The organism is Avibacterium sp. 20-126 (genome assembly GCF_044358625.1).
In the GTDB taxonomy this organism is placed as follows: Bacteria; Pseudomonadota; Gammaproteobacteria; order Enterobacterales; family Pasteurellaceae; genus Avibacterium.
In genome coordinates, this window is the sequence record NZ_CP091457.1 from 1,868,227 (window position 1) to 1,883,409 (window position 15,183).

Sequence of the window (15,183 nt, forward strand, 5' to 3'; positions counted from 1 at the left end):
AAAAATCTAATTCTATACTTATTCAGGAGATTAAACTGACATATTTTTTACATTAGGTAATTCATCCATATGCCTAGTAATGACTAGGCAAGCTTATTTTATGAATACTAATTTAAACTACTTTTCTATTAGTTATTCCAAATCACCTGAAACTTTTAGCTGTGCTTATTACAATCATTTAATTTTTAAATGAGATCTTCATTATAATTCAATTATCTAAAGATATTTCTTGTTTGCTCTAAACGTTTAAATTGACTGATTAATAACACCGCTAGTAATAAACTATAAAATGCAAAAATTACGATAATCCATTGCGCCATTGAAAAACCTAAAAATGACCATGTAATATCTGCACAAGATCCGGTTGGGTTAAATATATAAGGCAACCAGCGATCCAAAGGCAATGTCTGTGGAAACTCCGCCATATAAGAACATTGATTCCAAGGCGCAGGATGAAGTTGATAATCAACGTGTTTGATTGCCAGTAATAAGCCTTTTACCGCACTCCCCAAGCCCACTAATAATGCCAATACGCGCAAAATGAGTGAGCGAGGGTAAAGCAAGCCAATTAATGCTGAAAATGTAATGCCAAACAATGCAACACGCTCATAAATACACATCACGCAAGGCGCTAATCCCATTCCGTGTTGAAAATAAAGTGCGGTGCTTTCTAAGGCGATTGTTGAGATCAATAAAAGCAACCAACCGCCACGATTTAGCGATAACTGTTTGAAATATTTCAGCATTTTAAATCCTTCTTATACTGGAGTAACTAATCCTAGTTGAGTTAAAAACTGTGTTAATGTAGGCAATAAAAATTCTACTGCAGCTAATCCAACTAAAGATAGCACAATTGTATAAGGTAGCGCCATATAAACCATTCTTCCGTAAGATAAACGAATTAACGGCGCAAGCGAGGATGTGAGCAAGAATAAAAATGCGGCTTGTCCGTTTGGTGTTGCGACAGATGGCAAGTTTGTCCCCGTGTTAATCGCCACAGCAAGTAATTCAAATTGTTGTGGTGAAATAATATGTTGTTCCAACGCTGCTTTTGCTTCATTAATATAGACCGTTGCGACAAAAACATTATCTGAAATTGCAGACAATACTCCATTAAAAATATAGAACAGCATTAACTGAACATTTTCGGAGGCAGAGAGTACAAAATGAATAATCGGTGCGAAAAGGTGTTGATCAACAATAACAGCCACCACCGAGAAAAATACCACAAGCAAGGCAGTAAAAGGTAACGATTCTTGGAATGCCTTACCCAATGCGTGTTCACTCGTAATACCACAAGCGGAAGTACATAAAATGATGACACTTAAGCCTATTAATCCTACTGCAGCAAGATGGAAAGCCAGCCCAACGACAAGCCAAATTCCCACAAGAGCCTGAATAATAAGTTTAATGCGTTCTTGATTATTCATTTTACGTTGGCGATTACGATCAAATTTTGCCAACACGCCCCAAACTTTGCGTGGAAGTTTTGCACCATAACCAAATAAGTGGAATTTTTCGACAGCAATACAAGTTAATACACCACAGATTAAGATTGGAATCGTAACAGGCGTCATTCTGAAGAAGAATTCACCAAAGCCCCATTTCGCTTGTTCAGCAATAATTAAATTTTGTGGTTCTCCCACCATTGTCATTACACCGCCTAACGCCGTTCCCACCGCTGCGTGCATCATTAAGCTACGTAAAAAGGCACGAAATTCTTCCAAGGTGTCTTTACGATTACCAATATGTTTATCATCATTAATATCATCAGAATCATCAAAGTGTTTCCCTGAAGCCACTTTATGATAAACACCATAAAACCCCATTCCTACACTAATAATCACTGCAACAACAGTTAGCGCATCTAAAAAAGCAGAAAGAAATGCCGCACTTAAGCTAAATGAAAGAGACAAAACCAATTTAGAGCGAATATTGAGTAGCAACTTAGTAAAAATAAAAAGTAGCAGTTGCTTCATAAAATAAATGCCAGCCACCATAAACATTAAGAGCAAAATCACTTCAAAATTTGCCATAATTTCTGCCTTAACGTGTTCAGGGTGAGTCATTCCAATCATTACCGCTTCAATGGCTAATAGCCCGCCGGGTTGTAACGGATAACATTTTAACGCCATTGCAAGGGTTAAAATAAATTCAGCCACTAACACCCAGCCTGCAATAAATGGGCTAACACAAAAAAACAAAATTGGATTTAAAACTAAAAATCCAACGATGGCTAATTTGTACCAGTCAGGACTTGAACCAAGAAAATTTTTTAGAAATGCTTGATAATAGTTCATATTACGACCTTTACCTTAAAATGAAAAAATACAACTGTGCCAATTGTAATATATCCACCTTTCAAGGATAATAACAAATCTCTATTTTGTTATCTATGTCACAAATTTTTCAAAAAATAATTGCGCAAAAGTATGAATAATCATCAGTCGCTTCTTAAAGCCCAAAGCCCAGCGGGATTAGCTGAGGAATATATTGTAAAAAGCATTTGGAATAACCATTTTCCGCCGGGTTCTGATCTACCCGCAGAACGGGAATTAGCAGAAAAAATCGGGGTAACCAGAACGACATTGCGAGAAGTGTTGCAACGCCTTGCCCGTGATGGTTGGCTAAGTATTCAGCACGGCAAACCAACCCGCGTGAATAACGTATGGGAAACCGCCGGGCCAAATATCATCAGCACACTCATTCAACTGGATAAATCCACGATTCCTGTGATTATTACCAATGTTGTTTCATTACGTACAAAAATGGGCGAACAGTATATCCCTGAAGCAATTCAAACCGATCCCGTGGCTTCATTAAAATTATTTGAAAATCTACCGCACTTGGCAGACACGCCACAGGCGTACGCTGAATTTGACTATCATTTATACCGCGCGTTTACCTTTGCCGCAAACAAACCTGTCTATGGTTTAATTTTAAATAGCTTTAAAGATCTCTACCACCAAGTGGCCTCTTTATTCTTTTCTGAAGCAAAATCGCGTCAATTCACGATGCAATTTTACCAAACACTGCGCAAAAGTTGTGAGCAAGGCAATGTTGAACTGGCTATTCAATGCCTCGCTGAAAACCGCGAACGTAGTAGCAGCATTTGGAAAGCAATGCTACACCACTTACCCGAGAATTTTGGCGAATAAAACAATTTAAGGGGAAAACGCCAGCCGCGAACTGGCGTTTAAATTGATAGATTACTGACGATAATTAGCTAGAAAACGTCCTAATCGCCCAAGCGCATCTTCAATTTGATTTACATAAGGCAAGGTAACAATGCGGAAGTGATCCGGGGAATGCCAGTTAAAACCGCGTCCGTGTACTAATAGCACTTTCTCTTGACGCAACAAATCCAGCACCATTTTTTCATCATCGTAAATATTGAATTTTTTCACATCAATTTTGGGGAACATATAAAGCGCGCCCATTGGTTTCACGCAACTCACTCCCGGAATTTGATTAATCAGTTCATAGGCTTTATTGCGTTGTTCTAATAAGCGCCCACCGGGCAGAATAAATTCATTAATGCTTTGATAGCCCCCTAATGCGGTTTGAATGGCGTGTTGCATTGGGTGATTTGCACATAAACGCATTGAAGCGAGCATATCTAGCCCTTCAATATAACCTTTTGCGTGCTGTTTCGGGCCATTTAAAATCATCCAGCCTTGACGGAAACCTGCAACGCGATAAGATTTAGACAACCCATTAAAGGTAATGGTTAATAAATCCGGCGCAAGTGCCGCAATATGATGATGAACCGCATCGTCATACAAAATTTTGTCATAAATTTCATCGGCAAAAATAATCAATTTATGTTCACGAGCAATATCCACAATACCTTGCAATAAGTCTTTGCTATACACCGCCCCCGTTGGATTATTTGGGTTGATAATCACAATAGCCTTAGTTCGAGAGGTAATTTTGCTTTTAATATCAGCTAAATCAGGAAACCAATCTGCCTGTTCATCACATAAATAATGCACCGCTTTTCCGCCCGCTAACGTAGCAGCAGCTGTCCATAATGGGTAATCAGGCATCGGGATCAACACTTCATCATCATTATTCAATAAGGCTTGCATTGACATCATAATCAGCTCAGACACGCCATTACCGATATAAACATCATTCACATTTGCGCCCTGAATGCCTTTTGATTGGTAATATTGCACAATGGCTTTACGTGCAGAATATAACCCTTTGGAATCACAATAACCTTGTGCTGAGGTCAGATTACGCAAAATATCCACCAAAATTTCATCTGGGGCTTCAAAACCAAAAGGCGCAGGATTGCCGATATTTAATTTTAAGATTTTATGTCCATCTTCTTCTAAACGTAGCGCCTCTTTATGCACTGGCCCACGAATATCGTAACAAACGTGTTCTAACTTGCTTGATTTAGGAAAGGTTGTCATTGTTATTATCCTTTTGGTTGCAATATCAATAATGTTGCGTGCGGTTATCATTTGGGGTAAAAAATTGCCGATAAAAATCGGCTTATTTTTTACCGCACTTTACGCTTATTTTACAAAGATGAAAAGATTTTATAAAAAATTTTCATAAAGTGCGGTAGAATTAGCCCTTATTTTTAACTGATTTTTTTGCCAAAAACAACGCTTTTTAAATGGATAATTTACGCACAATAAAACAACAGCTTTTGGCGCAACTCCGCCCTTCTCTGCTTGAACATAAGAAGATCGCTTGTGTGCAGGCAGAAATGGTTACGAACCTCAATTTATTAAGCTGGCTAAAAGCGCAAAAAACCTATCCGCAGTTTTACCTTAATTTCCGTGATAGCAAGCAAGTTGTCGCCGCTATCGGACAAGTGCGGTGCTTTTGGGAATTAAATCTGGCACAAACTTTTATACAAGAAAACCATTATCCCTTAGTGGGCGGTGTGCAATTTTATGGTGACAGCCAATTTTTCTTGCCGCGTTTGTATTTGCAACAGCAAGAAAATAAGCTAAAAATTCAACTATTCATCGATCAAACAAAAGATTTTGCACAAGAATACCAAGCCTGCTTAAACGCATTAGAAACTTTTGAAAAAAGCAACGCACTTTGTCCAATTCAACAATCCATTCATTTTGGGCAAAAACGGGCAGCACAAGCACAATGGTGTGAATGGGTAGAACAAGGTTTACAGCAGATTAAGCAAGGCTTACTAAATAAAATTGTATTGGCGAATGAAACACTTTTCCACTCAGAAGGAAAACTGAACGCCTATGATTTTTTGGCTGAAAGTGAACGCTATAATTTCGGTTGCTATCATTTTCTATTTGCTGAAACGGAAGAATGTATTTTTATTGGCTCAAGCCCTGAACGCCTGTATCAACGGCAAGGCACACAACTGCAAACCGAAGCATTGGCGGGGACAGCCTTAGTGGGCGAAAATGCACAAGAAACCGCACAACAAGCCCAATGGCTTCTGCAAGATAAAAAAAATATTTATGAAAATCAACTCGTTGTTGATGACATTAAGCAACACCTTGCACCTTATAGCCAATATATTGAGGTTTCGCCCTTAGGTCTGAAAACCTTGCGCCAAGTGCAACATTTAAGACGTAAAATTTCTGCACAGATTTCCCCCGAATATGGTGATAACCTTTTCTTAAATGCCATTCATCCTACCGCGGCGGTAGCTGGCTTAGGACGAAATGAAGCCATCGCATTTTTACGTCAAACGGAAACCTTTGACCGCCGTTGGTATGCAGGAACATTAGGCGTAATGCAAAAAGAATGGGCAGAATTCTGCGTGGCGATTCGCTCAGCGTTCATTGAGCAAGAACAAATTCGCGTTTTTGCCGGTGCGGGGATTGTTGAAGGCTCTATTCCCTTGTTAGAATGGCAAGAAATTGAGCGTAAAGCCTTAGGATTAATTTCTTTATTACAAGAATAAACATAGAAAGAACGAACAAAATCAATGGAGAACCCTATGTCAGTGAGTGTATTTAATCGTTGTTGGTCAAAAGTGATCTTGGAAACCCTGATTCGTCAAGGGGTTAGCCATTTTTGCATTGCACCTGGTTCTCGTTCTACCCCACTCACGTTAGAAGCCGCTCGCCTTGAACAAGGTGGCAAAGCCAAATGCCATACCCATTTTGATGAGCGTGGTTTGGGTTTTCTCGCCCTTGGTTTAGCTAAAGCAAATAAAAAGCCTGTGGCGATTATTGTAACTTCTGGCACGGCAGTGGCAAATCTTTATCCCGCGGTGATTGAAGCGCGCCAAAGTGGGGTAAATCTCATTGTATTGAGTGCCGATCGCCCGCCTGAATTATTGGAGTGCGGTGCAAATCAAGCCATTTTACAGCACAACATTTTTGCTGATTATCCTGTCGCAACAATAAATTTACCTCGTCCTAGCCAAGATTATTCACCTAACTGGCTGATTTCGCTTGTGGAACAGGCTTGTTATCGACAAAGCCAGCACGCTGGTGTCGTACATATTAATATGCCATTTGCTGAGCCGTTATATGAAGCCAATGCAGAGCAAATTGATCAACATCCTTGGCTTATGCCAATTCAGCGTTGGTTAAGCCAAAACAAACCGTGGCATAACCATCAAGCCCCACAAAAAGAAGTGGTAATGCACGAACATTGGGATCATTGGCGTACAAAACGTGGGATTATTTTGGTTGGAAAACTCCCCACAGAGCAAGCTATGGGCATTCGCACTTGGGCTGAAACGCAAGGCTGGATTATGCTCACAGATATTCAATCTGGCGTTGAGCCAACCCTACCTTATGCGGATATTTGGCTGGCAAATCAAACCGTTAAACAAAAATTGCTTGAAGCAGATATTGTGTTGCAATTTGGCTCGCACTTTATTAGCAAACGTATAAATCAATTTATGGCGGCCTTTAAAGGGGAATATTGGATCATTGAACCTTCAGATAATTCGGTTGATCCAAACCATCACGCACACACCCGTTTTAATGGAAAAATTCATCATTGGCTACGCGCCCATCCCCCTTTACGCCAGAAACCTTGGCTATTAGAGCCAATCGCACTGGCTAAGTTCTGTGCCAGCTTTGTGGAACAGCAAGTGGGCGGTAATTTGAATGAGGCCTCTTTAGCTCACCATTTAGAGCGTTTATTACCCAATAATGGACTGCTCTTTTTGGGCAACAGCCTCTTTGTACGCTTGGTTGATGCCCTAACTAAATTGCCAGAAGGCTACCCGGTGTACACCAACCGTGGCGCAAGTGGCATTGACGGCTTACTTGCCACCGCAACAGGCTTAAGTTTAGGTTCAAACCAGCCTGTGGTAGCAATGCTTGGAGATACTTCCGCCCTCTATGATCTCAATTCTTTGGCCTTGCTCAAAAAGGTGAATCAGCCAACCATTATTTTTGTGATCAATAATAATGGCGGCGCAATTTTCGATATGCTGCCTGTGGATGCGGAAATGAAAAATAAATTCTATCGTATGCCGCATAATTTAGAATTTTCTCACGCGGCGTCAATGTTTGATCTCAAATATGCACGTCCTTACACTTGGGCGGATCTCAGCTCCGTGCTTAAACAAGCTTATTTCCGCCGCGAAGCCACCTTAATCGAAATTAAGGTGAACAATAGCGATGGCAGTAATATTTATAAACGTCTGATTGAACAAATTAGCCACGCTGTTATTGGCGCTTAAATAAGAAGCTTAAGTAATGGCAAAACCCCATTTAGTTTTTCTGCACGGTTTACTTGGTACAAAGGCGGATTGGCAAAAAATCATCGAAAAACTACCGCACTTTTCCTGTCTCGCTCTTGATCTCCCCTTACACGGGGAGAATAAACATATTAACGTGACAGATTTTGACAACGCAGCAAAAATACTCGCTCAACAAATTCAAAGTGCGGTGCAAAATCAGCCCTATTTTTTAATAGGTTATTCACTAGGTGGACGGCTTGCTCTTTACTATGCCTTACAAGCCGAAGTAGAAAAAGGTGATTTACAAGGGTTGATTTTAGAGGGGGCAAATTTAGGGCTAACCTCCGAGCAAGAACGCCAACAACGCTGGCAAAATGATTGTGATTGGGCTGAACGTTTTGCCACTCAGCCAGCTCATCAGGTATTAGAAGATTGGTATCAACAACCCGTGTTTGCCCACTTAACCGCTGAAAAACGGCAGGCCTTGATCAAACTTCGCCAAGCTAATTGTGGTGAAAATATTGCTCAAATGCTTAAAGCCACTTCTCTTGCCAAACAACCTGATTTTCGCTCACAAGTGCGGTCAAATTCCTTGCCAATTTTTTATCTTTGCGGTGAAAAGGATGTCAAATTCTGTCAAATGGCGGTGGAAAACCAACTCAACTTACATTTCATTCCCAATGCAGGACATAATGCTCATCAAGAAAATCCACAGGCTTTTTCGCAATGTTTGGCACACATTCTCGCTAAAATTCATTCTATTTAAGTGAAAAGCTCAGTATTTATAAGATGTTAAGTAAGCACTAGGTTGGAAAAATGCTGATTAATACGAAAATCTAATGACAAATTTGTATGGATAAATCCGCCAGTTTTTCCCATACATCATCACTAAATTCAAGTTTTACCAAACGTTCTAATTCGGCGAGCTGTTGAATAATTTCATACAGTTTACGATAGTTTAAGCGTTGAATCGCTTGTAAGAAAAGTGGGCGACGTGTTTGCCAAATTTTGAGTTGATCAAATTTTTCACGCAATTTCGCCGTAGAAAGCCCTTGATCAATATTGCTCATTCCTTGTTGTGGTTGAGTGAGTGTCAAAAGGGTTATTAACTCACGTTGCAAGGTACGCAATAAAATTACAGGCTGAATTTCCTCACCACGCAACCCAGCTAAAATTCGTCTGGCACGCTGGCTTTTTCCCTCAAGTAAGGCATCAACCCATTGAAATACGGTAAACACGGAGGATTGTTCCACCACATTTTGCACGCGAGATAAGGTGATTTTATCCTTTGGATAAAGCAATGCCAGTAGCTGCAAGGTCTGTTTTAAGGCAAGAAGATTATTTTCGTAGCTATAACACAAAAGCTGGATTGCCTCTGGCTCAATAAAGATTTCTAAGGTTTTACTACGCCCGACAATCCAACGAGGTAGTTGTTCAATACTTGGTGTTTGACAATTTACGAGAGAAAATTGCGGATCAAACTGACTGGCTTGCACAAACCAATCTTGTTTTTCCATTGGTTTGGTGAGTTTTGCCATTTGCAAAATGAGTAGCACATCTTGATTTAACAAACTTATTAATTCAGCGATACGCTTTTGTAAAAGTGCGGTGAGATTTTCAGGAAAATTTAACACTAAAATTTGACGACTGAAAAATAATCCCATTGATTGCACTTGTTCGTTTAAGGCGATCCAATCGGTGCTATTATCAATAGTCATTTCATTTTTTTCATCAAAGTCTTGCTGTTTTGCCGTTGTGCAAATGAGATCCTTGCTTTCTTGTAAAAGCAAAGGATCTTGCCCCACTAAACAATAAATTGATGCTAACTTTTTATCTAGCGAGGCACTGAGCTGATCGGCAAACAGACGTTGCATTATTGGCTTTTCACCTGCTGTTTTAACGCCACCATTTTGCTGATAAGTTGGCGCGCTGCTTGCTCACGCATATCATTCCAAATTACCTCTTTTTCCGCCGATTTAGCTAATGCTGCACGTGAGTTATCAAAGAAAGTGCGGGTTACTTGCGTATTAATTGGATAACGTTGCTTGTTTTTAAGCTGAATGTTCGCCTCCACTTGTAACACTAATACTTTTTCAGCCTCACGTCCTTGCTTGAAAATAGATGCCACTTCACTGTTCTCACGCACATTATTTAAGCGAAATACCACCACATCGCCTTGCTCAACAAGTTGGATATTATTGGCTCTTAACTGCTTACGCATTGCAATCGTCATCGCATCATAAGGATCACGGCTTTCTAGACGCAATGTTCTTAGTTCTTGCGGAATCAATTCGCCATTTTGGAAATGAAAACCACAAGCCGTGAGTAATGCGACAGCACTGACGAGAGATAATTTTTTAAGTAAGTTCAACATTTGATTTTCTCTTAATAATTCGCCCCACCTAATGCGTGGGGCATAGGATCATTTCGCTACAAAGCTAAATAACTTACCGGGTACATAGATGGTTTTCACAATGTTTAGACCATCTAAGAATTTTTGTACATTCGGATCAGCAAGCGCAATGTCTTTAATCACCTCTTCTGTCATATCCGCAGGCACAGTAATTTTAGCGCGCACTTTACCATTAACTTGCACCACCACCAGTTTTTCGTCATCAATCATTGCTTGCTCATCGGCTTTCACCCAAGGAGCAAAGTCAATCGCCTCTTGATTTCCAAGCTCTTTCCATAATTGGAAACAAATGTGCGGAGTGATCGGATAAAGCATTTTAACGACCGCATTTAACGCTTCAGCCATTACCGTACGATCTTGTTCATCTTCTAATGGGGCTCTGGTTAATTTGTTCATTAACTCCATCACCGCAGCAATCGCCGTGTTAAAGGTTTGACGACGACCGATATCATCGCTCACTTTCGCAATAGTTTTATGCACATCACGGCGTAAGGCTTTTTGAGCGTTAGAAAGTGCGGTTGGATTTAGCGCCGTTTTTGCAGGATTTTTACTGTACTCAAAGACTAAATTCCATAAACGGCGTAAGAAACGGTTTGCCCCTTCCACGCCAGATTCTTGCCATTCTAAGGTCATTTCAGCAGGGGAAGCAAACATCATAAATAAGCGTACGGTATCCGCACCGTATTTTTCCACCATTTCTTGTGGGTCAATACCATTGTTTTTCGATTTTGACATCTTCGTCATTCCGCTATGGACTAACTCGCGTCCTTCATCATCAATGGCACGGATAATACGTCCTTTTTCATCACGCTCAAGCGTAACTTTGGTTGGCGAGACCCAAATGCGTTCGTTGCTGTCGCTGGTGTAATAAAACGCATCAGCTAAGACCATTCCTTGACATAATAATTTATTTGCAGGCTCATCTGTGTTTACTAAACCAGCATCACGCAATAATTTATGGAAGAAACGGAAGTAAAGTAGATGCATTGTGGCGTGTTCAATACCACCGATATATTGATCCACTGGCAGCCAGTAATTTGCCTCTTCAGGGTTCAACATTGCTTGGTGGAAATCTGGGCAAGTGTAACGCGCGTAATACCACGAAGATTCCATAAAGGTGTCGAAGGTATCGGTTTCTTTCAATGCAGGTTGCCCATTGTAAGTGGTTTTTGCCCAATTTGGATCAGCTTTGATTGGGCTACGAACGCCGTCCATCACCACATCTTCAGGTAATACAATTGGCAAATCTGCAAGTGGTGCCGGCACAACTTCACCATTTTCAAGGGTAAGCATAGGGATTGGTGCGCCCCAATAACGTTGGCGTGATACCCCCCAATCGCGTAAGCGATAATTCACTTGACGCTTGCCCACACCCATTTGTTCTAATTTATCCGCAATCCCTTTGAATGCAGCATCAAAACCTAAACCATCAAATTCTGCTGAATTAATCAAAATACCGTGTTCAGTATAAGCCTGCTGTGATAAATCTAACGGGCTACCGTCTTCTGGCGTGATAACAGGGTAAAGCGGTAAATCATATTTTTTAGCAAATTCATAATCACGCTCATCGTGCGCTGGTACGGCCATTACCGCCCCTGTGCCATAGTGCATTAACACAAAATTCGCGACCCAAACAGGCACTAATTTCCCTGTAATCGGGTGAATGGCGTGAATGCCCGTTGCCATTCCTTTTTTCTCCATTGTGGCAAGCTCTGCTTCCGCCACTTTCGTGTTTTTGGCTTCTTGAATAAATTGGGCAAGTGCGGGGGTATTTTGTGCTGCTTTTTCCGCTAATGGGTGTGCTGCGGCAACAGCCAGATACGACACACCATAGAACGTATCTGGACGTGTCGTATAAACCGTTACGGTTTCATCAGAATTTTCAATATTAAAGGTTATTTCTACCCCTTCTGAACGACCGATCCAGTTACGCTGCATCGTTTTCACCATATCAGGCCATTCTGGCAGTTGATCTAAACCGCCCAATAATTGCTCAGCATAGTCAGTAATCTTAATAAACCATTGTGGGATCTCTTTTTGTTCCACAGGGGTATCACAACGCCAGCAACGCCCTTCGTGAACTTGCTCATTAGCAAGCACAGTTTCATCATTCGGACACCAGTTTACGCTAGAGGTTTTTTTATACACTAAGCCTTTGCGGTAAAGCTCCGTGAAGAACCATTGCTCCCATTTATAATATTCAGGTTTACAAGTGGCAATTTCACGATCCCAGTCAAAACCGAAGCCCAAAATTTTGAGCTGATTTTTCATATATTCAATATTTTCGTAGGTCCATTTGGCAGGCGCGGTTTTATTTTTCACCGCTGCTCCTTCCGCAGGTAAACCAAATGCATCCCACCCCATTGGCTGTAACACATTTTTACCGTTCATTCGCTGGTAACGAGAAATGACATCACCAATGGTATAATTACGAACGTGCCCCATATGCAAGCGACCAGATGGATAAGGGAACATTGAAAGGCAATAATATTTCTCTTTACTCGGATCTTGCACCGCTTTAAATGTCTTATTTTCAGCCCAATATTTCTGCACTTCACTCTCAATCAAATCAGGGCGATATTGTTCTTGCATAATGTTACCTTCAAAAAATTATCAAAAAATTGACCGCACTTTTCCCCCTTTACCAGAGGCGATTTTAGCGGTATAGATGAATAAGAAAATGTGGTATAGGATAGCGTAAAATAAGGGAAATTGATAGAACTTTAAATACGCCTATTGCTTTAGGTTTTATGGAGAGAATCAAGAAAATTGATTAAATTGCGTTTTTGATCATTACTCAAATGCCCCCAATGATAATCTAGGCGCATTTTTAGGGCGTCATTCCGAATAGGGACATATTCATCTTGCAAAGAAAAAGTGAGATTTTCTGATTTTACATCTGCAAAGAACCAACTAATCGGGGTATTCAAAATCACGGCAATATTCACAAGATGCGAAACATTAATCTTAGTTACGCCACGTTCATAGCGTGAAAATTGTTGCTGAGAAACGCCAATCTGTTCAGCCAGATTTTCAGCTGTAAAGCCCACTTCTTTCCGTCTTTGTTGAATTTTTCTACCAATCGCGGCATCAACCTCAGCAGCAATAAATTTGCTCATTCTTTTCTCCGTAGCTTAATACTCTTTGAATGATATTTTTTGCCATTTATACGCTTGAGTTTATCTCTTTGATGTTGTATATTTTTACTTACACTCATTAAAAGAGTATTTGAGGATTTAATTTAACTATTAGGAGAACAATATTATGAAAAAAGTTTTAATGACATTAATGATTTTAATGGCAACGAGTTGTGCAATGCATCCCTATCCTCCTATGCCAGAAGAACAATGGTATAAACAAGGAATAAGCCAAGAAGAAGTCAGAACTAGCAAGGCAAAGTGTATTTATGACGTAGGGATGAATAAAGTTGCTCCAACAGAAAAAGATATATTAATCATCAGCTGTATGCAGGCAAAAGGATTCATATGGGGAGTATCTCCAGATGACAAAGAAAAATGGGAACGGAAAGTGGAAATGCTTAAAAAGCAAGGTTATAAGCTATTTTGAGGTAGGAATATCATTAACTAATATGTCCCCAGCATCTTTATTATTTTATTAATAATGATAAATTTTTTGGAGAAAAAATGGATAAACTTATTTTACTGCTATTGGGGTGCACTTTATTAATTACATCTTGTGCAACACAGGATAAAACTCCCCATAGCGAGAAGTTCGTTACTATTGATGGTAGCACCATAAATATCTATTATGGTGTGGGTAAACCAGGATATGAACTACAAAAGCCAACCCCCTCACAAGATAATCTTCGAGTCATAACAAGAGGACATACTGCTGGTAAGGTGGCGATTAATAGTACTCTAGGGGTGATTTTATGCAATCCATTTTCTTTATTGCACTGTAATTGGACAGATCTTGGTTTTTCAAAAGAAGAACTTGAAGGAAGCATAACTAAGATTCCCAATATAAGCCATAGTTATGCCTATCCTAAATATATTGAAGCAATAAAACAAAATATTCGCTTCTCGACTACTCAAGATTATTCACCCACCCCAATTTATTTTTACGTAAAGCCTAATTATCTTGTCTACGATGATCAATACTTTAAATTAAAAGTAGGATTTGAAATTTATTTGAACCATTCTCGAGTTGATGGGGCTTTTAAATGTGAGGAAGAGAAAACAGGTATTACTTATGAAGAATGGATTGCTAATGATTATACTTTAGCAATAAATGAGGGAAAGAAATTGATAGATAAATGTTTCCAACGTCTAGATAAAAATCATTTTGAGCATTTACGCAACTTGATGGAACAAAAGAGAAAAGAGTTTTTATAATATAAAAATAAATTGAACGTTTCTTTTCTGAGAAAATGTATCTAAAAGAGGGAGCGTTCATATTTTATTTAGTGATTTATTCGCTAAAGGTGCTTTCAAAATAATAATATATATTTTGTTAAAGTTATATTGATTTCAAATGACATTTTTCATACAACGGCAGTAAATCTTGAATAGTTTGTACGATAAATTCCACCGCATCAATGTGATCTAATTCAGCTTTTTCAATATTTTTTCCTATACAGAAAAAATCTTCATCATTGTTGAGTAAAAAATCCTGTGCAGAAAGCGACCGCACTTTGCGGAAATCGGCGTATTCGCTTTCATCACCACGCCAAAAATCAAAATCGGCATACTGTGCTTGATCCAACTGTTCAACCCATTGGTTGTATTGTTGCACATTGATTTGCGAGCGATCAGCGCGGTAGCAATGCCAATCAAGACTCACTTGTAAACGGCGACGATTTAAGATAACCGATAAAATCGCTGCAGAATTTTTGTTAAATTCATATTTAAAATAAGCAAAAAAATGCGCCCGCACTTGCCACCCGTTACACCATTTTTCAATATGAGGTTCAGCAAAAGGTGCGCCAAGCTGTTGTGCCACTCGTAAGATGGCGGTCTTCCATAAATTCCAGTCCCGTTTGTAATCCGCTTTAATTTGTGGGATTTGTTCAGGGCAAAATTTTTTCATTTGTGCGAACTGAAAAAAAGGCAAATTAAATAGATCGCAACTGGCAGAGGTAATCAGTTTTGCTTTCATT

At 39.7% G+C, this 15,183-nt stretch carries 14 protein-coding genes; 6 read left to right on the top strand and 8 right to left on the bottom strand.

Annotated elements, in window-relative coordinates:
- Positions 1 to 212 precede the first annotated feature (212 nt).
- On the bottom strand, positions 213 to 746 hold the full coding sequence (gene dsbB, locus L4F91_RS08770; RefSeq protein WP_395896024.1) for a disulfide bond formation protein DsbB: 534 nt from the start codon (positions 744 to 746) through the stop codon (positions 213 to 215).
- A 12-nt stretch (positions 747 to 758) separates the two neighbouring features.
- Positions 759 to 2,300 carry a Na(+)/H(+) antiporter NhaB gene (gene nhaB, locus L4F91_RS08775; RefSeq protein WP_265777774.1) on the bottom strand — a complete coding sequence of 514 codons (1,542 nt, stop codon included), beginning with the start codon at positions 2,298 to 2,300 and terminating at the stop codon, positions 759 to 761.
- A gap of 132 nt (positions 2,301 to 2,432) precedes the next feature.
- On the opposite strand from nhaB, the gene fadR reads away from it, so the two are divergent.
- Positions 2,433 to 3,158, top strand: coding sequence for a fatty acid metabolism transcriptional regulator FadR (fadR, locus tag L4F91_RS08780; RefSeq protein WP_395896026.1), 726 nt, complete (start codon positions 2,433 to 2,435; stop codon positions 3,156 to 3,158).
- 51 nt (positions 3,159 to 3,209) lie between these two features.
- On the opposite strand, the gene L4F91_RS08785 is transcribed toward fadR, so the two are convergent.
- Positions 3,210 to 4,424 carry a pyridoxal phosphate-dependent aminotransferase gene (locus L4F91_RS08785; protein ID WP_250349578.1) on the bottom strand — a complete coding sequence of 405 codons (1,215 nt, stop codon included), beginning with the start codon at positions 4,422 to 4,424 and terminating at the stop codon, positions 3,210 to 3,212.
- Positions 4,425 to 4,633: 209 nt separating this feature from the next.
- On the opposite strand from L4F91_RS08785, the gene L4F91_RS08790 reads away from it, so the two are divergent.
- The 3 genes from L4F91_RS08790 to menH are packed head-to-tail and all read left to right on the top strand — an operon-like array spanning position 4,634 to position 8,417.
- Positions 4,634 to 5,908 (top strand): isochorismate synthase MenF, encoded by a 1,275-nt coding sequence (locus L4F91_RS08790; protein WP_250349577.1) that lies wholly within the window; start codon positions 4,634 to 4,636, stop codon positions 5,906 to 5,908.
- 36 nt (positions 5,909 to 5,944) lie between these two features.
- Positions 5,945 to 7,651 (top strand): 2-succinyl-5-enolpyruvyl-6-hydroxy-3-cyclohexene-1-carboxylic-acid synthase, encoded by a 1,707-nt coding sequence (menD, locus tag L4F91_RS08795; protein WP_250349576.1) that lies wholly within the window; start codon positions 5,945 to 5,947, stop codon positions 7,649 to 7,651.
- A gap of 16 nt (positions 7,652 to 7,667) precedes the next feature.
- Positions 7,668 to 8,417, top strand: a complete 750-nt coding sequence (gene menH, locus L4F91_RS08800) for a 2-succinyl-6-hydroxy-2,4-cyclohexadiene-1-carboxylate synthase (protein WP_250349575.1) — start codon at positions 7,668 to 7,670, stop codon at positions 8,415 to 8,417.
- A gap of 70 nt (positions 8,418 to 8,487) precedes the next feature.
- Here menH and holA read toward each other — a convergent pair whose 3' ends face one another.
- From holA to L4F91_RS08820, 4 genes are all read right to left on the bottom strand, one after another.
- Entirely contained in the window at positions 8,488 to 9,525 is a 1,038-nt protein-coding gene (gene holA, locus L4F91_RS08805; RefSeq protein WP_250349574.1) for a DNA polymerase III subunit delta, read from the bottom strand.
- Positions 9,525 to 10,025, bottom strand: a complete 501-nt coding sequence (lptE, locus tag L4F91_RS08810; protein ID WP_250349573.1) for an LPS assembly lipoprotein LptE — start codon at positions 10,023 to 10,025, stop codon at positions 9,525 to 9,527. Before lptE ends, holA begins: the two co-directional genes overlap by 1 nt.
- Positions 10,026 to 10,073: 48 nt before the next feature.
- Positions 10,074 to 12,656, bottom strand: a complete 2,583-nt coding sequence (gene leuS / locus L4F91_RS08815) for a leucine--tRNA ligase (RefSeq protein ID WP_395896030.1) — start codon at positions 12,654 to 12,656, stop codon at positions 10,074 to 10,076.
- Positions 12,657 to 12,805: 149 nt separating this feature from the next.
- On the bottom strand, positions 12,806 to 13,183 hold the full coding sequence (locus L4F91_RS08820) for a helix-turn-helix domain-containing protein (RefSeq protein ID WP_250349571.1): 378 nt from the start codon (positions 13,181 to 13,183) through the stop codon (positions 12,806 to 12,808).
- 145 nt (positions 13,184 to 13,328) lie between these two features.
- Here L4F91_RS08820 and L4F91_RS08825 point away from each other — a divergent pair, with 145 nt between their 5' ends.
- Positions 13,329 to 13,631: a hypothetical protein gene (locus L4F91_RS08825; RefSeq protein ID WP_250349570.1), complete on the top strand. Its 303-nt coding sequence runs from the start codon at positions 13,329 to 13,331 to the stop codon at positions 13,629 to 13,631.
- 77 nt (positions 13,632 to 13,708) lie between these two features.
- On the top strand, positions 13,709 to 14,419 hold the full coding sequence (locus tag L4F91_RS08830) for a hypothetical protein (protein WP_250349569.1): 711 nt from the start codon (positions 13,709 to 13,711) through the stop codon (positions 14,417 to 14,419).
- A gap of 124 nt (positions 14,420 to 14,543) precedes the next feature.
- On the opposite strand, the gene L4F91_RS08835 is transcribed toward L4F91_RS08830, so the two are convergent.
- Positions 14,544 to 15,170 (bottom strand): glucose-6-phosphate 1-dehydrogenase family protein, encoded by a 627-nt coding sequence (locus L4F91_RS08835; RefSeq protein WP_250351646.1) that lies wholly within the window; start codon positions 15,168 to 15,170, stop codon positions 14,544 to 14,546.
- Positions 15,171 to 15,183: the final 13 nt, after the last annotated feature.

Bases quoted from the DNA above. Each gene is read 5' to 3' on its own strand.
- dsbB (WP_395896024.1), bottom strand. From the start codon at position 746: ATGCTGAAATATTTCAAACAGTTATCGCTAAATCGTGGCGGTTGGTTG.
- nhaB (WP_265777774.1), bottom strand. From the start codon at position 2,300: ATGAACTATTATCAAGCATTTCTAAAAAATTTTCTTGGTTCAAGTCCT.
- fadR (WP_395896026.1), top strand. From the start codon at position 2,433: ATGAATAATCATCAGTCGCTTCTTAAAGCCCAAAGCCCAGCGGGATTA.
- L4F91_RS08785 (WP_250349578.1), bottom strand. From the start codon at position 4,424: ATGACAACCTTTCCTAAATCAAGCAAGTTAGAACACGTTTGTTACGAT.
- L4F91_RS08790 (WP_250349577.1), top strand. From the start codon at position 4,634: ATGGATAATTTACGCACAATAAAACAACAGCTTTTGGCGCAACTCCGC.
- menD (WP_250349576.1), top strand. From the start codon at position 5,945: ATGTCAGTGAGTGTATTTAATCGTTGTTGGTCAAAAGTGATCTTGGAA.
- menH (WP_250349575.1), top strand. From the start codon at position 7,668: ATGGCAAAACCCCATTTAGTTTTTCTGCACGGTTTACTTGGTACAAAG.
- holA (WP_250349574.1), bottom strand. From the start codon at position 9,525: ATGCAACGTCTGTTTGCCGATCAGCTCAGTGCCTCGCTAGATAAAAAG.
- lptE (WP_250349573.1), bottom strand. From the start codon at position 10,025: ATGTTGAACTTACTTAAAAAATTATCTCTCGTCAGTGCTGTCGCATTA.
- leuS (WP_395896030.1), bottom strand. From the start codon at position 12,656: ATGCAAGAACAATATCGCCCTGATTTGATTGAGAGTGAAGTGCAGAAA.
- L4F91_RS08820 (WP_250349571.1), bottom strand. From the start codon at position 13,183: ATGAGCAAATTTATTGCTGCTGAGGTTGATGCCGCGATTGGTAGAAAA.
- L4F91_RS08825 (WP_250349570.1), top strand. From the start codon at position 13,329: ATGAAAAAAGTTTTAATGACATTAATGATTTTAATGGCAACGAGTTGT.
- L4F91_RS08830 (WP_250349569.1), top strand. From the start codon at position 13,709: ATGGATAAACTTATTTTACTGCTATTGGGGTGCACTTTATTAATTACA.